The 20,301-nt window shown below is 69.3% G+C and carries 17 protein-coding genes and 1 tRNA gene; 10 read left to right on the plus strand and 8 right to left on the minus strand.

Annotated features, from left to right (window positions below; translation table 11 throughout):
- Positions 1-78 precede the first annotated feature (78 nt).
- Positions 79-1,056: an ArsA family ATPase gene (locus AQI94_RS21300; protein WP_031043214.1), complete on the plus strand. Its 978-nt coding sequence runs from the start codon at positions 79-81 to the stop codon at positions 1,054-1,056.
- Positions 1,053-2,465 carry an ArsA family ATPase gene (locus AQI94_RS21305; protein WP_031043212.1) on the plus strand — a complete coding sequence of 471 codons (1,413 nt, stop codon included), beginning with the start codon at positions 1,053-1,055 and terminating at the stop codon, positions 2,463-2,465. The genes AQI94_RS21300 and AQI94_RS21305 overlap by 4 nt, the downstream gene beginning before the upstream one ends.
- A 53-nt stretch (positions 2,466-2,518) precedes the next feature.
- Here the strand turns inward: AQI94_RS21305 and wblA are convergent, their stop codons facing one another.
- Positions 2,519-2,857: a transcriptional regulator WblA gene (gene wblA / locus AQI94_RS21310; RefSeq protein ID WP_031043210.1), complete on the minus strand. Its 339-nt coding sequence runs from the start codon at positions 2,855-2,857 to the stop codon at positions 2,519-2,521.
- A 507-nt stretch (positions 2,858-3,364) separates the two neighbouring features.
- Between wblA and AQI94_RS21315 the strand changes: the two genes are divergently transcribed.
- The 5 genes from AQI94_RS21315 to AQI94_RS21335 all read left to right on the plus strand — a co-directional run bounded on the left by AQI94_RS21315 (position 3,365) and on the right by AQI94_RS21335 (position 10,512).
- Positions 3,365-5,638 (plus strand): transglycosylase domain-containing protein, encoded by a 2,274-nt coding sequence (locus AQI94_RS21315; RefSeq protein WP_031043208.1) that lies wholly within the window; start codon positions 3,365-3,367, stop codon positions 5,636-5,638.
- Between the two features lie 773 nt (positions 5,639-6,411).
- Positions 6,412-8,661, plus strand: coding sequence for a glycoside hydrolase domain-containing protein (locus AQI94_RS21320; RefSeq protein WP_031043206.1), 2,250 nt, complete (start codon positions 6,412-6,414; stop codon positions 8,659-8,661).
- A complete protein-coding gene (locus AQI94_RS21325) occupies positions 8,658-9,176 on the plus strand; it encodes a hypothetical protein (RefSeq protein WP_051832076.1) in 519 nt (172 codons plus the stop codon). The genes AQI94_RS21320 and AQI94_RS21325 overlap by 4 nt, the downstream gene beginning before the upstream one ends.
- The gene (locus tag AQI94_RS21330) at positions 9,173-9,955 is read left to right on the plus strand and encodes a hypothetical protein (RefSeq protein WP_031043200.1); all 783 of its coding nucleotides are present in this window, start codon (positions 9,173-9,175) and stop codon (positions 9,953-9,955) included. Before AQI94_RS21325 ends, AQI94_RS21330 begins: the two co-directional genes overlap by 4 nt.
- 56 nt (positions 9,956-10,011) lie before the next feature.
- Positions 10,012-10,512, plus strand: a complete 501-nt coding sequence (locus AQI94_RS21335) for a hypothetical protein (RefSeq protein ID WP_031043198.1) — start codon at positions 10,012-10,014, stop codon at positions 10,510-10,512.
- Between the two features lie 170 nt (positions 10,513-10,682).
- Here AQI94_RS21335 and AQI94_RS21340 read toward each other — a convergent pair whose 3' ends face one another.
- The gene (locus AQI94_RS21340) at positions 10,683-11,147 is read right to left on the minus strand and encodes a GatB/YqeY domain-containing protein (protein ID WP_031043196.1); all 465 of its coding nucleotides are present in this window, start codon (positions 11,145-11,147) and stop codon (positions 10,683-10,685) included.
- A gap of 136 nt (positions 11,148-11,283) precedes the next feature.
- Between AQI94_RS21340 and AQI94_RS21345 the strand changes: the two genes are divergently transcribed.
- From AQI94_RS21345 to AQI94_RS21355, 3 genes are all read left to right on the plus strand, one after another.
- The gene (locus tag AQI94_RS21345) at positions 11,284-12,210 is read left to right on the plus strand and encodes a metallophosphoesterase (protein ID WP_031043191.1); all 927 of its coding nucleotides are present in this window, start codon (positions 11,284-11,286) and stop codon (positions 12,208-12,210) included.
- A 130-nt stretch (positions 12,211-12,340) separates the two neighbouring features.
- Positions 12,341-13,126 carry a Pr6Pr family membrane protein gene (locus tag AQI94_RS21350; protein WP_031043188.1) on the plus strand — a complete coding sequence of 262 codons (786 nt, stop codon included), beginning with the start codon at positions 12,341-12,343 and terminating at the stop codon, positions 13,124-13,126.
- Between the two features lie 34 nt (positions 13,127-13,160).
- Positions 13,161-13,234: transfer RNA gene (locus tag AQI94_RS21355), tRNA-Pro, on the plus strand.
- A gap of 395 nt (positions 13,235-13,629) precedes the next feature.
- Here AQI94_RS21355 and AQI94_RS21360 read toward each other — a convergent pair.
- From AQI94_RS21360 to AQI94_RS21385, 6 genes are all read right to left on the minus strand, one after another.
- Positions 13,630-14,598, minus strand: coding sequence for a ScbA/BarX family gamma-butyrolactone biosynthesis protein (locus AQI94_RS21360; protein ID WP_051832074.1), 969 nt, complete (start codon positions 14,596-14,598; stop codon positions 13,630-13,632).
- 380 nt (positions 14,599-14,978) lie between these two features.
- Complete coding sequence (locus AQI94_RS21365; RefSeq protein ID WP_037942027.1) at positions 14,979-15,455, minus strand: flavin reductase family protein; 477 nt, start codon at positions 15,453-15,455, stop codon at positions 14,979-14,981.
- 563 nt (positions 15,456-16,018) lie between these two features.
- Positions 16,019-17,128, minus strand: a complete 1,110-nt coding sequence (locus AQI94_RS21370) for an LLM class flavin-dependent oxidoreductase (protein ID WP_031043184.1) — start codon at positions 17,126-17,128, stop codon at positions 16,019-16,021.
- Positions 17,129-17,185: 57 nt separating this feature from the next.
- A complete protein-coding gene (locus tag AQI94_RS21375) occupies positions 17,186-18,460 on the minus strand; it encodes an ATP-grasp domain-containing protein (RefSeq protein WP_031043180.1) in 1,275 nt (424 codons plus the stop codon).
- Positions 18,457-19,905 carry an aminotransferase-like domain-containing protein gene (locus tag AQI94_RS21380; protein WP_225890234.1) on the minus strand — a complete coding sequence of 483 codons (1,449 nt, stop codon included), beginning with the start codon at positions 19,903-19,905 and terminating at the stop codon, positions 18,457-18,459. Before AQI94_RS21380 ends, AQI94_RS21375 begins: the two co-directional genes overlap by 4 nt.
- A gap of 75 nt (positions 19,906-19,980) precedes the next feature.
- Positions 19,981-20,286 (minus strand): YciI family protein, encoded by a 306-nt coding sequence (locus tag AQI94_RS21385; protein WP_031052522.1) that lies wholly within the window; start codon positions 20,284-20,286, stop codon positions 19,981-19,983.
- Positions 20,287-20,301 lie beyond the last annotated feature (15 nt).

The following is a 20,301-nucleotide window of genomic DNA, read 5'->3' on the forward strand; positions in this document are numbered from 1 at the left end:
CTGCTCACCCACAGCCGGTGCCCGCGTTATCCACAGCCTCCTGCTTAGGTTCGCCGCCGACTGGTTACGCTCGAATACGTGAGCAGGCTCCAGGTCGTCAGCGGCAAGGGCGGGACCGGAAAGACCACGGTCGCCGCAGCCCTCGCGCTGGCCCTCGCCACCGAGGGGAAGCGGACGCTTCTCGTCGAGGTGGAGGGTCGCCAGGGAATCGCGCAGCTCTTCGAAACGGAGGCGCTGCCCTATGAGGAGCGGAAGATCGCCGTCGCTCCAGGGGGCGGGGAGGTGTACGCACTGGCCATAGACCCCGAACTGGCCCTTCTGGACTACCTCCAGATGTTCTACAAACTCGGCGGAGCGGGACGCGCCCTGAAGAAGCTCGGCGCGATCGACTTCGCGACCACCATCGCGCCCGGCCTCAGAGACGTCCTTCTGACGGGCAAGGCGTGCGAGGCGGTCCGCCGCAAGGTCAAGTCCGGCCGCTTCGTCTACGACTACGTCGTGATGGACGCGCCCCCCACCGGCCGTATCACCCGCTTCCTGAACGTCAACGACGAGGTCGCGGGACTGGCCAAGATCGGCCCGATACACAATCAGGCGCAGGCCGTGATGCGGGTGCTGAAGTCCAAGGAGACCGCCGTCCACCTGGTGACGCTCCTGGAGGAGATGCCCGTCCAGGAGACCGCGGACGGCATCGCCGAACTGCGGGCCGCCCACCTGCCCGTGGGCCGGATAGTCGTGAACATGGTGCGCCCGGAGGTGTTGGACGGCGCGGACCTGGAACTCGTACGGACCACGCCGCGTTCAGCCGTGGCGAAGGCACTGTCCTCGGCCGGACTCGGCGGCGCCCGCCGCGGGGGCAACGCCGAGAAGCTGGTCGACCCGCTGGTCCAGCAGGCCGAGGAGTACGCCGAGCGGTACGCGCTGGAGCACGAACAGCGCTCGGTCCTCGGCGAACTGGGGCTGCCGTTGCACGAACTGCCCTTGCTGACCGAGGGCATGGACCTGGCGGGTCTGTACGAACTGGCCACCGAGCTGCGGAAGCAGGGGATGTCATGAGCCCGGACGCCGACGCGCACGACCGGCACCGCCGTCTTTCGCCCGCCCCCGTGCTCGATCTCGATCCGCTGATCGACGATCCGGGCACCCGCATCGTGGTGTGCTGCGGCTCGGGCGGCGTCGGCAAGACCACGACCGCGGCGGCCCTCGGCCTGCGCGCCGCCGAGCGGGGCCGCAAGGTCGTCGTCCTCACCATCGACCCGGCCCGCCGGCTCGCCCAGTCGATGGGCATCGACTCGCTGGACAACGTCCCGCGCCGGGTCAAGGGCCTCGACGACTCCGCGAGCGGCGAGCTGCACGCGATGATGCTGGACATGAAGCGCACCTTCGACGAGATCGTCGAGGCGCACGCGGACGCCGAGCGGGCGGCCGCGATCCTGAGCAACCCCTTCTACCAGTCGCTCTCGGCGGGCTTCGCGGGCACGCAGGAGTACATGGCGATGGAGAAGCTCGGGCAGCTGCGGGCCCGGGACGAGTGGGACCTGATCGTCGTCGACACGCCTCCGTCCCGCTCCGCCCTCGACTTCCTGGACGCGCCGAAGCGGCTGGGATCGTTCCTGGACGGGAGGCTCATCCGGCTGCTCACCGCCCCGGCCAAGCTCGGCGGCCGGGCGGGGATGAAGTTCCTGAACGTCGGGATGTCGATGATGACCGGCACCCTCGGCAAACTGCTGGGCGGTCAACTCCTCAAGGACGTCCAGACGTTCGTAGCCGCGATGGACACCACCTTCGGCGGGTTCCGCACCCGCGCGGACGCGACGTACAAGCTGCTCCAGGCGCCCGGGACGGCGTTCCTGGTGGTCGCGGCCCCGGAGCGGGACGCGCTGCGCGAGGCCGCGTACTTCGTGGAGCGGCTGGCCGCGGAGCGCATGCCGCTCGCCGGCCTGGTGCTCAACCGGGTCCACGGCAGCGGCGCCGACCGGCTCTCGGCCGAGCGGGCGCTCGCCGCCGCGGAAAATCTCGAGGCCGTGGAAAATCTTGAAGAGCCCCGCATTGTCGATCAGGAGGGCGGGAAAGCTGGACTTCGTAACTCTCCCGACACGTACGGCAGTTCAGAATCTCCCGCTTCCGAGGCACCGGCTCCTGACGAAGGCTCCCCCGCCGACCCGAAGAACCCGAGCTCGGAGCGCACGGAGAAGGGGCGGTCCGCCGACCCCGCCGACCGGTCCGTCGACCAGCTCACCGCAGGCCTGCTGAAGCTGCACGCCGACCGTATGCAACTGCTCTCCCGCGAGCAACGCACACGTGACCGCTTCACCGCGCTCCACCCCGAGGTGGCGGTGGCCGAAGTGGCCGCGCTGCCCGGCGATGTGCACGACCTCGCGGGGCTGCGGGACATCGGAAACCGGCTCGCGGCCGGGCGACCGGAGCTGCCCGAGACCGCCGTGGACCGACCTGACGTGGACTGACCTGAGGGGTGTCCCCCTCAGCTCACCGTCCCCGTCAGCAGCTCACCGGCGCCTCAGCTCACCGCCGCGTAGTTCTCGTAGAGCTCGTCGTCCTCGAGGGGCAGGATGCCGACGCCCCTCTCGTACTCCGTGCGCGCGGTCTCCAGCAGCCTGCGCCACGAAGTGACGGTCGGCCTCCGGCGCAGCAGTGCGCGGCGCTCGCGCTCTGTCATGCCTCCCCACACGCCGAACTCGACGCGGTTGTCCAGCGCATCGGCGAGGCACTCCGTGCGCACCGGACATCCGGTGCACACTGCCTTCGCCCGGTTCTGCGCTGCTCCTTGAACGAACAGTTCATCCGGATCGGTAGTGCGGCAGGCCGCCTGCGCACTCCAGTCGACTACCCAGCCCATACCGGCGCCGTCCTCTCCCGAATCGAGGCTCCCCCACGGCGGCAGCGGCATATTCACCGCCGCCAGTTGAGGACGTTACGGAAGGCAGGCACAGCGCAACACCCCCTTCGGGCCCAATCTTGAATGGCCCGAACGGACTATGCGTAAGCGGCAGATCACCCGGGGGAGTGAGCCCGCGACATACATGACTATCCCGGCAAACCAGGACACTTGTCTTGCGTCACAACGGGCACCTGATGACACACGAGGCGGATTCGGACACGTCCCCACCAAAAAAGTCGGGGAACCTCCGGAACGATTCGGGGTCGCCGGACGTATTGATACGTGGCCCTACTGCTGTGACAGTTGAGAGCAGCTTAGGCCAACGCCTGTGCGCGTGTCCGGCGAATGAGAAGGTAGGGCGCTCCTGTCGCCATGCCCGCTCCAACACGGTCGTGCCCGCTTCCGTCGCCATGCCGTGACACGGGCTCCCTCTGAACGCTCATGAGTACGGATTAGGCTGCCCCTATGTCGAAGAAGCGCTCGGGCGGCGGTCTGTCGCCCACGCAGCAGGCCGCCAAGTTCCTCGGTGTCAGTGTCCTCGCGGGAGCGGTGATGGCCGGCATCGCGCTGCCCGCGGCCGGCGCGCTGGGGCTCGCGGCCAAGGGGTCGGTGGAGAGTTTCGACGAACTCCCGACCAACCTGAAGACCCCGCCGCTGAGCCAGCGCACCACGATCCTCGACAGCGAGGGCGGCACCATCGCCACGGTGTACTCGCGCGACCGTACGGTGGTCGACCTCAAGAACATCTCGCCGTACATGCAGAAGGCGATCGTCGCGATCGAGGACTCCCGCTTCTACCAGCACGGCGCGGTCGACCTGAAGGGCGTCCTGCGCGCGCTCAACAAGAACGCCCAGAGCGGCGGGGTGGCCCAGGGCGCCTCCACGCTGACGCAGCAGCTCGTGAAGAACGTCGCGGTGGAGGAGGCCGGTGACGACCCGACGAAGGTCGCCCAGGCCACCCAGCAGACCCTCGGCCGCAAGATCCGCGAGCTGAAGTACGCGATCCAGCTCGAAGAGGAACTCGGCAAGAAGAAGATCCTCGAGAACTACCTGAACATCACCTTCTTCGGCCAGCAGGCGTACGGCGTCGAGGCCGCCTCCCAGCGCTACTTCTCCAAGCACGCCAAGGACCTCACCCTGGAGCAGTCGGCGCTGCTCGCGGGCATCGTCCAGTCCCCGAGCCGCTACGACCCGGTCAACGACGAGGCCGAGGCGACCAAGCGGCGCAACACCGTGCTCCAGCGCATGGCCGAGGTGGGTGACGTCTCCCAGGCGGAGGCCGACAAGGCCAAGGAGCAGCCGCTGGGCCTCAAGGTGAGCAAGTCGAAGAACGGCTGCATCACGGCGGTCAAGGGCGCCGGCTTCTTCTGCGACTACGTCCGTGAGGTCTTCCTCACCGACCCGGTCTTCGGCAAGACCCAGGAGGCCCGCGCCAAGATCTGGAACCAGGGCGGTCTGACGATCCGGACCACGATGGACCCGCAGGCCCAGAAGTCGGCCCAGAACTCCATCAAGGAGCACGTCTACCAGGACGACGACGTGGCCACCGCCGCGACCATCGTCCAGCCCGGCACCGGCAAGATCCTCGCGATGGGCCAGTCGCGGCCGTACGGCATCAACAACAAGAAGAACGAGACGACGCTCAACCTCTCGGTCGACCAGGCCATGGGCGGCGGAGCGGGCTACCAGCCCGGTTCGACGTTCAAGCCGATCGTGGCGGCGGCCGCCATAGAGGGCGGCAAGCCGGCGACGCAGATCTACCCTTCACCGTACAAAATGGACTACCCGGCCCCGGTCCAGGCGTGCAACGGCAACGTCTGGAACGAGAAGGGCGTCTCGGTCACCAACGAGAACGAGTCCGAGGTCGGCCCGTACGACATGAAGACGGCGACCGCGAAGTCGGTCAACACCTACTACGTGTCGTTGATCAGCGACATCGGCATCTGCCCGGTGACGGAGATGGCCGGGAAGATGGGTGTCGAGCGCGCCGACGGCGACAAGATCCAGCAGCGGCCGTCGATCGCCCTGGGCACCCAGGAGGTGTCGCCGCTGACCATGGCGAACGCGTACGCGACCTTCGCCTCGCGTGGCATGTACTGCACCCCGATCGCCATCGAGTCGATCACCCAGCGGGCCGGCGAGAAGTCGAAGTCCCTCCAGGTCCCGAAGTCGACCTGCTCGCGGGCGATGTCGGAGAACACCGCCGACACCATCAACACGCTCCTCAAGGGCGTGGTCGAGGACGGCACGGGCTCCGAGGCGGGCCTCGGCCCCAGCCGTGACAGCGCGGGCAAGACGGGTACGACCGACGAGCGCTACGCGGCCTGGTTCGTGGGCTACACGCCGAACATGGCCGGCGCGGTCTGGGTCGGCGACCCCGCCCACAAGCGCAAGATGCAGAACATCACCATCGGCGGCGTCGGGTACGACAAGGTGTTCGGTGGCAAGGTCCCCGGCCCGATCTGGCGCGACATGATGAGCGGCGCGCTGGAGGGCAAGGACGCCCCGCGGTTCACCACCGTCTACATCCCGAACATGCCGAAGAAGGAAGACCCCGGCAAGGGCGACGACGGTGACAACGGCGACAACCGCGGTAACGACAACGGCGGCAACGACAACGGTGGGAACGACGGCGGCAACGACGGCAACACCACCTTCCCGACGCCGAGCTTCTCCATCCCGGAGGGCTTCATCCAGGGCGCGAACAACGGGAACGGCAATGGGGGCGGGCGCGGCTGATTCGGCCGCCCCGGGACTCGCGTGACCCCTCGACGGGTCCGGTACGCGACAAGCGCCCTCCCGCCGATCTGCGCACCCCGCCGAGCGTCGCGTCCACAGCGCTCCGCGTCCAGTGAGACGCTCGGTGGGGAGCGTGCCTGAAGACACCGCGCAGACGATCCGACGGCCGTGACACCGTGGCGCTGCGGATTCGTAGCGCCGGGGTTTTGTGTGCGCTCGGCCGAGGGCGAGGACAGGCCCTGATCCCATGTGCCCCGCTCATGTCGTCTCCACCCCGGCTGCAGCAAACTCGGCTCGACCACCGCGCAGATCAAGGTTTCACGCATGGGCCGCTGGGCAACGCGCGGACATCCGGGGGGCGTTGAAGGTTGGGCACACTCTTCGCATCGACCTGGACACCATGGCGTCACGAATGGCTTCGCAAACGGAATGTATGGGTCTGTTCGGCGATGTAAAGGACTTGACCACATCGCGTTGCGCTATGCAAACATCTGCTGACGAGTGACGCTCCGGTGTGACCAGCCGGGTAGCGCGCGGGCCGGCGAGGGGGCATCTGTGGACGTGCGGTGGACTGCATCCGGGTTGACGGAGAGCGGCAACCTCATCAACAGCAGTGGCGGCTAGAAGCTGTTGACCACACCGGCGCGCACGACGCCGGATGCGTCCGCATCGACCCTGCCGGAGCAGACGCCTTCCTTTCCTCTATCCACCTTCAGCGACGGCGGCTTCCACCGGAACCGTCCCGTATCACCCTGGACATCAAGAGGAGTTCCGTGGCCGACGAGATGGTTCTGCGTGCCCAGAAATTTGTGAACACGACGTACAACAACGGTGCGACACTCGGCATATCCAAGCTGGTGGAGAACGGTCAAACCAGCTGGACCGTGATGTACGCCCTGACCCGAGCGCTCCAGTACGAGATGGGCATCACCAGTCTCTCTGATTCTTTCGGTCCGACGACCCTGGCCACGATCGGGGAGAAGTACGGCAAGCTGGACGAGACGACGATTCCGTCGGCGAACTTCTGCCGCGTCATCCAGTCCGCTCTGTACTGCAAGGGCTATGACGGCGGCGACATCGACGGCACGTACAACGACCGAGTCAAGGCCGCTGTCGCGAAGCTGCACCAGAACATGGGCGTGGGCGGTACGTATCCGGGCAGCGCACTGTGGCCGAAGACGACCAAGGGCCTGTTCAACATGGACGCCTACGTCACGGTCAACGGTGGGTCGGACACCATCCGCACGATTCAGCAGTGGCTGAACGGCAAGTACATCCTGCGCAAGGACTACTACGCCATCCCCTGCGACGGACACCACTCGCGGGACGTGGCCAAGTCGATGCTGTTCGCCATCCAGTACGAGCTGGGCATGGCAGACGGCGTCGCCAACGGCGTCTTCGGCCCCGGCACGCAAGCCGGCCTGAAGGAGCACACCCTGTCCACCGGCTCCTCCGGGGTGTGGGTGCAACTGTTCTCCGCGGGCATGGTGCTCAATCAACGGCCGATCTCCTTCACCAGCAGCTTCACCTCCGCACTGGCCTCCGCGGTCAGTGCCTTTCAATCGTTCGTCAAGCTGCCCGTCTCGGGGAGTGGCGACTTTTCCACCTGGGCCTCGCTGCTGGTCTCCTACGGCGACCAGAACCGCCGGGGCTCGGCCTGTGACGGCGTCACCCTGATCACCGCGGCGCGCGCCCAGACGCTGAAGTCACAGGGCATCACTTATGTCGGCCGCTACCTGACCAACCCGGACGCGACGCCGCCTGACAGCCTGAAGCACAAGGCAATCCAGCCCGGTGAACTACAGACGATCGCCGACAACGGGCTGCGCTGTTTCCCGATCTATCAGACCTACGGCCGGGACGCGTCAGGATTCAGCTACCCCTCAGGGCGGGCCGACGGGCAGGCAGCCGTCAACGCCGCCCGCGACCACGGGTTCAAGGCCGGCACCCGGATCTTCTTCGCGGTCGACTTCGATGCTCTCGACTACCAGGTGACCGACAACGTACTGCCGTACTTCAAGGGCATCGAAGACGCGATGGCCGCCAACGGCAACGACTTCGCAGTGGGCGTCTACGGTCCGCGCAACGTGTGCACCCGGGTCGGTGAGGCCGGACACACGTCCGCTTCGTTCGTCTCCGACATGTCGTCGGGATTCTCCGGCAACTTCGGCTATCCACTGCCGACGGACTGGGCATACGACCAGATCGTCACGCGCACCGTCGGCTCCGGCGACGGCGCCATCAACATCGACAACAACATCGCCTCCGGCCGCGACATCGGCCAGAACTCCTTCAACCCGCCCTCGTCCCAGACGGCCGACGTCATATTCGACACTGCGTACTGGCCTCAACTCCTCGCAGACGTCCAGGCCTACATGGAGTCCATCGGCTTCGCCGAGGACAACGGGAAGCTGTACACCACCACCCAGTGCCTGGAAACGATCGTCGCGCGAGACACCGCGGTGACCAACACGGCCCGGGCCTATGGCATGCGCAAGGCACTCATCCAGACCACGGCGTTCTGGGAGTTCCGCCACTACGGCAACGAAGATCTGGTCAAGGACGCCGGGGTGTGGCTGTACCACAACGGCTACGTCCCGGACTGGGCCAAGGACCTCCCTGGAGTCACCGCCCTCCGTGACAGCAGCACCGGTGTGGCCCAGATGTTCGGCTTCGCAGCGATCTGTGCCTGGAACAACTCCATCAACACGGGTCTGGTCACCGGAACCGTGAAGGACACGAGCAAGGACGCGGACGTCTTCAGCGTCTGGGACAAGCTCCGCACGGACAACGACTTCGCCCTCACCAGCGTCGGTCACGCCCACATCTGGGCTGCCGACGGCAAGCCAGGCGGCGACGCGGAGACGCGGATGGAACGCCGCCCCGCACTCGACTACACGGAGTCCGAGATCTACGAGGTGCTGCGCCGTTACCAGGGGCCGGCGGAACCGGCTTTCACCGACGCCACCAAGCGGATGCCGCTGTACTACATCTTCGAGAAGTACAACAGGATGGTGCGGTGAGCCAACACCTCCCTCCACAAGCCTCCGAATCAGCCGACGGATTCAACTCGATCGCCCTGCTCTTCATCCTGCTGATCGGAGTCGTCGTAGTCATCAGCCTGATCGGATATCTGGGCTCGTCCGTCGCGCGGCGCGAACAGCGCCCGCCAGGGCACCGATTGTGGCTTCGGGCAGGCTGCATCCTGAGCGTCTGCGCAGCCATCTGCGTGTACATGTGGGGGGCCCTCCACGTGCTCTTCATGGAAGACATGAACATGCGACAGGCATGCGTCGCGGCGGGCGGAGAAGCGAGAGCGAGCACGGTCGACGGCTACGAAGCGAGCTACATCCCCCTTCGCTTCACCTGCCGCATCAGCGAAGGCGGAAGCTACACCGCCGCCATCCCGCCATGGATCAACCCTGCACTCAGCGGGCTCGTCGGCCTGGGCCTGATCACGGGCGTGGCATCGGGGATCACCCGCGACGACTTCAAACGCGACAACGTCGTGCCGTCCCAACAGAAACGGAACTCATGACAATCCCTGACGTGTCCCGTCGCACCCTGCTCGCGCGGACGAGTGCGCTGGTCGGTACCGCGGCTCTGATCACCCTGCCCGGCTCCGCCCTGCTCGCCACACCTGCCTACGCCGCCGACAACTCCCACTCCAGGACGCCCACAGGTGAAGAGATCAGAGAGGCGTACCGTCGCTTTCAGAAGAACCGGACGCGGGTACATACGGGCAAGCCGAGTTCCAACGGCTGGGAGATGGAGAAGACCGAGGACGGCGGCGGAAGCATCTCCAGCCGTCCCGTCCCCGGTACCCCGTTGACCGGTATCAGCGTCCGCACGGGAGACGTCGAAACGGTTCTGGTCCATGTGGTGCGCCGGTTCCACTACGAGATCGGCGAACTCCGCAAGGGGGACGTGATCGGCTGGCGCAGTCCCGGCACCGTCCGCAAGGGACTGCCCGAGGGCAACCAGGCGTCCGGCACCGCCGTACAGATCCGCCCGGGCTTCTACCCGTCCGGCACGAAGGGCGGCTTCTTCCCCACGCAGCTCGTGGTGGTCCGCGACATCCTCGCCGAGCTCGACGGCGTCGTCCGCTGGAGCGGCGACGACCGGCACGCGGACGAGTCGCTCTTCTACATCGACGTCAAGCCCGGCGATGCCCGACTCGCCGCAGTGGCCAACAAGATCCGCACCTGGCAGGCCACCCCGGGCGAAGGCGCGGGCGCACCTGTCGACGTCCTGGCCACCGGTCGGCGCAAGGCTGCCGAGAATCTCCGACGCCTCCAGCAGCGTACGGCTGCCTGAGGCGCCGTCACACGTATCACCGCACCGCCCCTCCAGCATCGACCATAGGGAGAACCGTGAAATTGACGTCCCGGCTCGGCGTTCTGTTCGGCGCCCTGCTCAGCTCGATCGCCCTCGTGGTCTCGCTACCCAGCTCGGCCTACGCCGCCAGCTGTTCCGGCTTCGGCTGTGACGGACACGACCCGAACGTCCAGACCTGGCAGTCGGGCCCAGTCAGCACGTACGGCCCCATCGATGCCGGAGGCTCGTTCCAGTACGAGCTGAGATGGGGAAAGACTGACGGGGACCAGTACAGCTGGGGCCGCCTGTGGTACATCAGCGGTTCCAACGAGCAGGACTGGTCGGTCTACGTCCAGCGCTGCACCAAGGACCACTCGACCTGCTACTGGCGCCTCGGCGAGAAGAAGGGCGGCGCGTCCGGATGGACTGCGAAGGTGCCCTCCGGGACGAACTACTACTACACACGCACCCCGATGTACTACAACCCCTCGACCCACGAAATGCGGGCCTGCGTGGACACCTCGGACGGGGACACCCGCTGCACCCCTTGGTACTGACAGGCCGACGGGGTTGACGGGCGACCGGCCCAACTGACGAGCTGTCGCACCCGGCCGCGTGACGCGGCCGCGCCGACCGCGCCGATCACTCTGTCGAAGAAAGCACATGAGGCCGGTGGGCGGCCTCGACAACCGCCCACCGGCCTCCGGCGACACCATGCGCCAGCCGCTCAGCCTGCCAGGCGCTTCTTCACGGCCGCGGCTACCCGGCCGCCCTCGGCCAGGCCGGCCACCTTCGGGTTCACGATCTTCATCACGGCGCCCATGGCTCGGGGCCCCTCGGCGCCTGCCGCCTTCGCCTCCTCGACGGCCTGGGCGACGATGTCGTTCAGCTCCTCATCGCTGAGCTGCTGGGGCAGGTACTCGGCAAGGACCACGCCCTCCGCCTTCTCCCGCTCGGCGGACTCCGCGCGACCACCCTGGGCGAAGGCGTCCGCCGCCTCGCGACGCTTCTTCGCCTCCTTGGTGATCACCTTCAGCACCTCGGCGTCGGAGAGCTCGCGCTTCTCCTTGCCCGCGACCTCCTCATTGGTGATCGCGGCGAGCGTCATCCGGAGCGTCGAGGAGCGCAGCTCGTCGCGCCCCTTGATCGCGGCGTTGAGGTCTTCCTGCAGCTTCGACTTGAGCGTGGTCATAGGGGTGATTGTCGCAGGTGTGGGAGGCGGGGTGCCCGTGCATTAACTGGAGGGGTCGAGCGGGTGGTCAGGGCGGGCGTCACGGGACCGCGAGCGCCCGGTCAAGGATGCGCTGGCGATCTGACACGATGGAGGCATGCGCTCGCGATACGGAGTTCCCCTGGGAATCGCGGCGGTTGGCGCCGCCGGTCTGGTCTACTCGGCGGGTTTCGAAGCCCGTTCCTTCCGGCTGCGACGAGTGACGGTCCCTGTCCTGCCGCCCGGTATGCGCCCCCTGCGGGTCCTGCAGGTCTCCGACATCCACATGGTCGGCGGCCAGCGCAAGAAGCAGCGGTGGCTGCGCTCACTGGCGGGCCTGCGCCCCGACTTCGTGATCAACACGGGCGACAACCTCTCGGACCCGGAGGGCGTCCCGGAGGTCCTGGACGCGCTGGGCCCGCTGATGGAGTTCCCGGGCGCGTACGTCTTCGGCTCCAACGACTACTACGGCCCCACGTTCCGCAACCCTGCCCGCTACCTGCTCGAGAAGGCCCAGGGCCGCCACGGCCTGAACGGCAACGCCCGCGCCCTGGGTGTCATCCACAACCCGTGGGAGAACCTGCGGGACGGTTTCGACGCGGCGGGCTGGCAGAACCTCACGAACACGCGGGGCATGCTCAAGATCGAGGGCGTGTCGGTGGAGCTGACCGGCGTGGACGACCCGCACATCAAGCGGGACCGCTACGACGAGGTGGCCGGCGGCCCGTCGGGCGCGGCGGACTTCTCGATGGGCGTCGTGCACGCCCCGTACCTGCGCGTCCTGGACGCGTTCGCCGCCGACGACTACCCCTTGATCCTGGCCGGCCACACCCACGGCGGCCAGCTCTGCCTCCCCTTCTACGGCGCCTTGGTCACCAACTGCGACCTGGACACCGACCGGGTAAAGGGGCTGTCCCGGCATACGGCGGAGGGCAGGACGTCGTACCTGCACGTGTCGGCGGGCTGCGGCACCAGCCGCTACACGCCGGTGCGGTTCGCGTGCCCGCCGGAAGTGACGTTGCTGACGCTGGTGAGCAGGGGGTAGGGGCGGGGCGCACCGGGCCCTGAGCGGAGGAGCGGGAGCAGGAGGGCCGTAGGCCGCGCCCAGGCAGCGGCGGTAACCCACTCGGCCCGCCCGCATCGCCCCTTTTGCCGGATATGCCTAACGTGAGGGCATGACCGCGCCGATACCGAGGGACATCCCGGACCTCCCAGCCCTCCCGGGCATGCCCCGATTCCTGCCCTCGCCCGTCCCCGCCACGGCGGTGGTGGCTCCCGTACGCCATCCCGTCGCCGCCGCCTACCGGGTGCTGGTGGCACTGGTGGGCGCGGGGGCCGTGACCGTCGAACTGCTCCTGAGCAGCACGGTCCGCACCCTGAGCTATTTCTCGGTCCAGAGCACGATCCTGCTGACGCTGGTGTTCCTGCTGTCGGCCCGCAGAGCCTGGACCGCCCGCCGCCCCCTCCCGTCCGCCCTCACGGGCGCGGCCCTCCTCTACGTCACGATCACAGCCCTGGTGCACCACGTGCTGCTGGCGAACGCGGCGAGCCCCTTCCTCCTGACCGGCGACGCGGCGAACCCGACGGGCTGGCACGCGGTGACCGCCCACCTCATGCACACGGCGATCCCCGCGGCGGCACTGGCGGACTGGCTCCTGCTGACACCCCCCGGCCGCCTGCACCTGCGCCAGGCGGCGACCTGGCTGCTCTACCCCCTGGCGTACCTGCTGTTCTCCTTCACCCGAGGCGAACTGATCCCACCGGGCACGACCGGCCGCTACCTGTACCCCTTCCTGGACGTCGACCTCCACGGCTACAAGAACGTCCTCGGCAACGCCCTCCTCCTCGGCCTCTCCTTCTACGCCCTCGCGATCCTCCTGGTCGCCCTCGACCACGCCCGCCCGAACCCCACCCGCCACCGCGCCAAAACCGGATTTCGTCTCCAGCCACCGGTGGGCTAAAGTAAACGACGTCGCCGCGACGAGCAGCGACGATCGGGGTGTAGCGCAGCTTGGCAGCGCGCTTCGTTCGGGACGAAGAGGTCGTGGGTTCAAATCCCGCCACCCCGACAGTGAAACACCAGGTCAGGGGCCTGATCCGCATCGCGGGTCGGGCCCCTGAGCGGTTTCTGAGTCCTGCTTGGAAAAGTCTGGGAGAAGATCTTGGAATCTCGCCCAGACGGCCACCTCTTGGTGCTCCCCCGAACCCCTGGGACGAAGCGCCGTTCCGCGGCTCCCACCCGCGTCGCGCGGCGCAGCCCTCCCGACCGTGCCGTCCCATCAGCCGGGCAGGCAGGTTCAGGCGCGTAACCACCGCTCCTGTGCAGGTCCACCCGACGGCCACCACCCACCTCGCCGCCTTCGGCGACGGCAGCCTGACTACCGGCGAGACCGGCCCGGGTCTCGCCGCGGTCCCTTGTCAGTCCGGACGGGTACATCCGCGCGCCCTGGTCGGAGACAGAAGGTCAGCCGCACAGGGCCGCCACCACGAGGCTGTCGAAGGCGAGGTGGTCGGATTGCCAGGCGGTGATTCGGAGGGCGGCGTCCTCGCTCGCGGACCCGGTGGGGAGTCTGGTCGCGGAGATGTGGCAGGGGGTGGCCAGGGCCACGGGGTGGTGGAAGGCGCTGCGCAGTTCGACGGGGAGGACGCGGTAGGGGGCGCAGGCCGCCTGGACGGCCTGGCGGGCGGCCTCCAGGAGGACCATGCCGGGGACGTCGGCCGTCGGGTGGTCGAAGAGCACCGGGTGGCCGGGGTCGATCCGCAGTTCCCAGTTCAGGCCCCGGCGCTCGGCGGCCGAGCCGGGGACACCGAGCACCACGTCGTGTTCGTCCAGACGGCCCACGATCGCGGGCGGGACGGGGTCGGGCAGGGGCGGGTACCCGCCGCCCTCCCCCGCGGCGGGGTCGCGACGGTCCGACACATGCAGGGTCAGACGCCCCGCGCCGGCGAAGTCGCCTCCGCGCAGCAGGTCCGCCTCCAGGGTGAGGCCGGTCAGGGTGTCGCCGCTGCGCCGTACGTCCGTCGCCGTGAAGTCCAGGCGCATCTCGGCGGGACGGGCGCCCAGGAGCAGGGCGCCGGGCACCACCTCGAACTCCAGTTCGGCAATGGTGAAGTGATGATCGGCCGGAACTCCGTAGTACGCCTGGCCCACCAGGACGGACGCCTGGCGCAGCGACTCCGCGGCGAGCAACGGGTCGTACCAGGTGCCGGCGACGGGTGCGTAGAAGTGGTGGCCGCGTGGCCACTGCGCGCCCAACCGGAAGGTGTCGGGGCCCAGTTGCCGCCAGTCCGTGATCAGTACCTCGGCCACCGCGCTGCGGGCCACGAGGTGGCGCGGAGCGGTCCGGACGAAGTCCAGGTCCCGGTCGAGGTCGGTCTCGGCCCTGGCCTCCGGGGGAAGGGGAAGGGTGGGTGTGGGGTCGGTCGGGGACACGCGGGTTGCCTTTCTCATGGGCGTCGACGCCAGGGCACGGCGTACCGGTGAGGTGCCGGACGGGCCGGGCCGGATGAGGCCGACCGGTCCTGCCGGAGCGAAGGCGGCGGTGGCTTCGGGCCGGTGGAGCGGGCCGGTGGCGTCGGGCGGCTACGAGCAGCGACAGGCTGTGTGAGGTGGGGCGGGTGGAACGGGTGGGGCGGGGGGAACGGGTGCGGTGACTCGTGCCGGGCTGCGGATCGGCGCGGTCTCAGCGAAGTTGACCCCACCAGGCCTGAGGGCCGGGCCAGACCGGGCTGGGCTGCGACTGCGACTGCGACTGCGACTGCCTGGACTACGAGGGCCCGGCCCTGCCCGACCGCCCGCCCCGCAGCCGTTCCTCAGGCCGCCGCCAGCGCCGTGAAGCGGCCCGCGTGGAACACCAGCGGTCCCGCCTGGTCCGTCAGGGCGCCCTCCAGGGCCTCGGCGATGACCAGTTCGTGGTCGCCGGCCCGGTGGACCGCGCTGATACGGCAGTCCAGCCAGCCCAGTCCGTCGGCGGGGATCGGGTGCCCGGCCCGGGTCGTCGACCAGTTGTCGCCCGCGAAACGGTCGGCGCCCTTGGTGCTGAACAGCCTGCACAGCTCCGCGTGCCCGTCGCCGAGGATCGTCACGGCGAAGTGGCCGGCCTCGCGGATGGCCGGCCAGGTGGACGAGGTGTCCGCGGCACACAGGGCGACCAGCGGCGGGGTCAGGGAGACGGAGGTGAAGGAGTTGACCGCCATGCCCTTGGGACCGTCTGCTGTGTCGGCCGTGATCAGGACCACTCCGGTGGTGAACCGGCCGAGTATGTCGCGGAACGAGCGTTGCTCCAGCATGAGTTCTTTCCGTTCGGACGGGACGCCCGGGCGGACCGGCCGGGCGTGCGTGGCGTGGGGCGGGGTGGGGTGGGTGGGGCAGGGTGGAGCGGGATGACTTGCGGGGCGTCGGGGGTGCGGGGTCCGGGATGGGGGCGCTTCGGGGTTCCGGGATGGGGGCGGCCGACGGCGAGGTCCTCCTCCGCCTCCGGCCGGATCCGGCCGGATCCGGTCTCGGCGGGGCCTCACTGTGGGCCGGACGGCACCCCCCGCCGCCGGTCGATGGCCTCAGGGGCGTTCGCATGCCACGAGTTGGTGCACGAGGCGTGCCCATGGGCGGGCGGTGGTCGCGAGGTCCGGCGCCACCGCCGACCGGCCTCAGCTCCGGCGTGGAGCCCCGATCGCGGGGACCTCCGCCGCCGGACAAAGGCCGATGCCGGGAGATTCTGCGCAAGGCCTGCCCAAGGGCCTCCGACGACGAGGTCCACCGGCTCCTCCCACCGGCCCCCGGGCCCGGATTTCGCCGGAATCCGCAACTCCCGGCCGCCCCCACACAACCGAACCCCACAACGGCCGGACCAGGTCTAGCCCTTGCGGCTCGCGATCGCGAAGTCCACCGCCTCCTGCGGCCGGGCGGCGGAACCCGTGAGGCGCGGGGAGACATAGCGGGCCAGCAGTTCCATGCTGCGGTTGGTCTTCTCCCACGACGTCCAGTCGGCGACGTAGACGAGCAGGGTGCCGAAGCCGCCGGTGATCTCCTGCAGGCGCTCGATGCCGGCGACCACGTCGTCCACGGAGCCGACGAGCGCGCCCCCGGCCTCCACGCGGGCCTCCAGGGCCCTCTCCCGCGGGACGTCCGGGCTGAGCACCTCGCGGCCGGCCGCCTTGCCGAAGTACTCGAACAGCCAGCGGTCGTAGCCCTCGCGGACATCCGCGTAGGCCTCCTCGCGGGTCTCGGCCACGTGCACCGGCAGGGCGATGCGCCACTTGTCGCGGTCCAGGGTCTGGCCGTGCTCGGCGGCCGACTCCTCCGCGTACTTCCACTGGTGGGCGAGGTTGATGTGCGCGGGCGCACCCGGCGTCAGCAGGGCGAAGGGCAGCGCGAAGGACGTCATGCTCAGCCCGTACTGGCCGATCAGGCGCGGGCTCGACTGCGAGGTGCCGGAGGTCGCCACGGCCACCTCGATGCCCTGCGGGGAGAAGCGCGGCAGCTGGAGCTTGGCGTCGCGCAGGTCGTACCAGTCGGTCTGCTGGGTGATGCGCTCCTCGCCGTTGACGAGTTCCAGGACCGTCGGCAGCGCCTCCTCCAGGCGGCGGCGCTGCACCGGCTGCTCCAGGCCGAACATCTTCGCGTCGAAGGGCACGCCGGGGCCGACGCCCAGGATGTACCGGCCGCGGGTCAGATGGTCGAGGTGGACGGCCCGGCTCGCCACGTGGAAGGGGTGGTGGCCGGACAGGGGTACGACACCGTGGGCCAGCTTGATCTGGCGGGTGCGCTGCGAGGCGGCGGCGATCAGGGTCTCGGGCGCCCCGACCAGGCCCCAGCCCAGCGTGTGGTGCTCACCGAACCACGCCTCGTCGAAGTTGAGGTCGTCGACGTACTCGACGAGGTCCAGGTTCCGGCGTATCGCCAGGTTCGGGTCCTGGCCGGTCTCGTGGACGGGGGACAGGAACAGACCGATACGGCTGTGCACGATGAGCCTCCTGAGAGAACGAAGATGAGAGAAGGGAGAAGAAGAGGAGAGGGGGCGTCAGGCGACCCGGTACACCGAGTCCTTCAGCGCGCGGACCTTCTCGTAGCCCGCCGTGAGCGTGGCCTCGTCCGGTGCCGTGAGGTACACCCGCAGGGGTGTGGTCAGCAGGTCGACGGTGGGCCTGATCCGGGCGCCGGGCGTGAGCTTGACCGTCGCGGAGAAGACGCTCTCCAGGGAGCGGATCTCCGTCACGGCCGTCTCGTCCACGGACTCCACGACGCCGTCGAGCTCGGTCGGGGTGTTGTAGACGACGGCCGGCTGGAGCCTGGTGTACGTCCGGCCGCCGTACCGCGCGCGGAACTCCTCGGGGCGGACGTACGCCTGCGCGGTGAGCGCCGCCTGGTTGTGGCCCAGGCACACGTCGTGGAAGGGGGCGCTGATGTTGCCGTTGAGGCGGGTGCCGATCTCGACCAGGACGGGGCCCTCGTCGGTGACGATGACCTCGGCGTGGGCCGGTCCCCAGGCGACGCCGAGAGCGGCGAGGACCTCGTCGACGTACGCTGTGAGCGCGGCGACGACCGGGTTGCCGGCCGGGTCGGCGAGCAGGTCGCGGTTGTAGATGTTCTTGCCGGACGGCAGCAGCGTCTTCTCGTACTCCCAGACCCCGCACACATAGCGCTCGCCGCCGCTGCTGACGGTGTCGACGATGTACTCGGTGCCCTTGAGGTAGGACTGCACGAGGATCTCGGTGTTGGTGACGCCGAACATGTTCGGGGCGTCGAGGACGCCCCGCGCGGCGGCGCGGACCGCGTCGGGGTCCGCGCAGACGACGACGCCGTCGGAGGCGGCCGAGCTGAGCGGCTTGACGACGACCGGGTAGCTGCCGTGCTCCTCGGCCCAGGCCACCGCGGCGTCCGGGTCGTCGGTCTTGAACTGCTCCACGCAGCGCACGCCGGCCCGCCGCAGTGTCTCGGTCATCTCGTACTTGTCCCGGCGGGCCGGGGACAGCGCCGAGCCGTTGGACGGGACACCGACCGCCTCGCTCAGCCGGTCGGCGAGCGGCACGGACGACTCCTGGCCGGCGATCACGCACACCGGGTCCAGGCCGCGCAGCACCTCGACGAGTTCGGCCTCGTCGGTGGCGAGGACGGTGTCGTCGTACGCGGTGAGATCCGGCGGGGCCATCGCCGGGATCAGCTCCGGGGTGCTCTGGACGTGGACGACGGCCGTACCGTGCGCGGCGAACGCGGCGGGGTAGAAGTTGCCGGCGGAGTAGCCGTCGACGACGACCGCGACGCGGCGCGGGCCGTCCGTGGGGGACGCGGTGCTCATGCGTGGGCCTCCGATGCGGGCACGAACTCGGGCAGGGACGCGGCGAGGGAGCCGGGAAGTGAGCCGGGGCGGGCGTGCGGCCGGGACTCGGGCCGGTCGCCGGGCTCGGCCTCCAGCACCGGGCCGACCGCGGACTCGGCCCGGACGAAGCGGGCCAGGCGGGCGATGCCCTCGCGGATCGCGGCCGGGGTGAGGTTGCTGAAGCCGAGGCGCAGGGCCCGTTCGCCGCCGCCCTCCAGGTGGAACATGCTCATCGGCGCCCAGCTGACCGCGTAGTCGCGCGCCGAGCGTTCCATCGCGACCAGGTCGGCCTCGAAGGGCACCTCGACGACGAGGAAGAAGCCGCCGCGCGGGCGGTTCCAGCGCACCCCGTGCTCGGCGTACCGCTCGGGCGGGAAGTGCCGGGCGAGGGCGTCGAGGGTGGCGGCGAGCCGTTCCTGGTAGACGGCGGCCAGATCGCGGGTGGCGGAGCGCAGGTCGTGGTCGGCGTCGACGAGGATGCCGCCGATCGCCGCCTGGGACAGCGAGGACGAGCCGACCGTGAACATGGCCTTGGCCTTGGAGAGTTCCTGGGCGAGGGTGCGCCGCACGCCGTCCTCGCCGACGACCTCGCGGTCACCGACCAGGTAGCCGAGGCGGGCGCCGGGGAAGGCGGACTTGGCGAAGGAGCCCAGGTAGACGACGTCGCCGCGGGTGTCCAGGGACTTCAGGGTCGGCAGCCGCTCCTCGTCGCTCGCGAAGAGCCCGTAGGGGTTGTCCTCCAGGATGGTGAACCCCTCCTCGGCGGCCAGCGCGAGCAGTCGCCTGCGCGCCTCCAGCGGGACGACCGTGCCCGAGGGGTTGGAGAAGTCGGGGACCAGGTAGAGCGCGGCGGGGCGCTTGCCCTCGGCCCGCACGGCCCGTACGGCGGCGGCCACGGCCTCGGGTTCGAGACCGTCGGGGCCCTCGGTGATGCCCTTCACCGGGATGTCGAGCATGCGGGCGGCGCCCCGGATGCCGACGTACGCCGGGGACACGGACAGCAGCACGTCGTCGGGCGACCGGAACAGCCCGCGCAGGGCGACCAGCGCGGCCTCCTGGAAGCCGTGCGTGATCATGATGGCCTCGGGCGCGACATCGATGTCCTCGTCCCGGGCGAGCATGCGGACGACCTCGTCCTGGATGAACCCGTTGACGGGTCCGTACTGGAAGTGCAGCCGGGTGATGCGCTGTTCGGGCACGCCCCGCTGCCGCAGGTGGGTCACGTACCGGTCGACGTAGTACGAGAGCTTCGCGAGGTCGTGGGTGCCGTCGTGGGGCGCTCCCGAGGAGAACGACAGGGCTTCGGGGAACCGCATCGCCGTCTCGCTGAGCAGGCGCATCGAGTCCATGGCCGGGTCGACGATGGCGGCGTGCAGCGCGTCACGGGGCAGGGCGGTGTCTTGCGGAACTGGCGTAGTGGACACGTCAGTCGGATCCTTCCGGTTCACGGGCGGGGAGAGGGCGCAGGTGGGGGCGGAGATGAGGGCGCGGGTGCGGAGTCAGGCCGCCGAGGGCCGGGGCGCGGCGGTGATCCACGTCCCCTTGCCGGGGGCCCACTGGCGGACGCGGACGTGGCAGACGATGCCGCCCTGGACGTACGGCTCCGCGGCGAGGATGTCCTGGAGACGCTCGCGGTCCTCGGCCTCGTAGACCAGCAGGCCGCCGTTGGTGTCCTGGAGCGGGCCGGCGAGCAGGAGTACGCCGCTGTCGGTGAGGGTGCGCAGGTAGTCGGTGTGGGCGCGGTGCAGGGGCTCCCGGCCCGCGCGGTCGACGTTGTACTCGAATTCGACGACGAACTTCGCCATGGGTGCCTCCTGGGG

It is taken from the genome of Streptomyces pseudovenezuelae (assembly GCF_001513955.1).
In the GTDB taxonomy this organism is placed as follows: domain Bacteria; phylum Actinomycetota; class Actinomycetes; order Streptomycetales; family Streptomycetaceae; genus Streptomyces; species Streptomyces pseudovenezuelae.

Bases quoted from the DNA above. Each gene is read 5' to 3' on its own strand.
- AQI94_RS21305 (WP_031043212.1), top strand. From the start codon at position 1,053: ATGAGCCCGGACGCCGACGCGCACGACCGGCACCGCCGTCTTTCGCCC.
- wblA (WP_031043210.1), bottom strand. From the start codon at position 2,857: ATGGGCTGGGTAGTCGACTGGAGTGCGCAGGCGGCCTGCCGCACTACC.
- AQI94_RS21315 (WP_031043208.1), top strand. From the start codon at position 3,365: ATGTCGAAGAAGCGCTCGGGCGGCGGTCTGTCGCCCACGCAGCAGGCC.
- AQI94_RS21330 (WP_031043200.1), top strand. From the start codon at position 9,173: ATGACAATCCCTGACGTGTCCCGTCGCACCCTGCTCGCGCGGACGAGT.
- AQI94_RS21340 (WP_031043196.1), bottom strand. From the start codon at position 11,147: ATGACCACGCTCAAGTCGAAGCTGCAGGAAGACCTCAACGCCGCGATC.
- AQI94_RS21345 (WP_031043191.1), top strand. From the start codon at position 11,284: ATGCGCTCGCGATACGGAGTTCCCCTGGGAATCGCGGCGGTTGGCGCC.
- AQI94_RS21350 (WP_031043188.1), top strand. From the start codon at position 12,341: ATGACCGCGCCGATACCGAGGGACATCCCGGACCTCCCAGCCCTCCCG.
- AQI94_RS21365 (WP_037942027.1), bottom strand. From the start codon at position 15,455: ATGCTGGAGCAACGCTCGTTCCGCGACATACTCGGCCGGTTCACCACC.
- AQI94_RS21375 (WP_031043180.1), bottom strand. From the start codon at position 18,460: ATGAGCACCGCGTCCCCCACGGACGGCCCGCGCCGCGTCGCGGTCGTC.
- AQI94_RS21385 (WP_031052522.1), bottom strand. From the start codon at position 20,286: ATGGCGAAGTTCGTCGTCGAATTCGAGTACAACGTCGACCGCGCGGGC.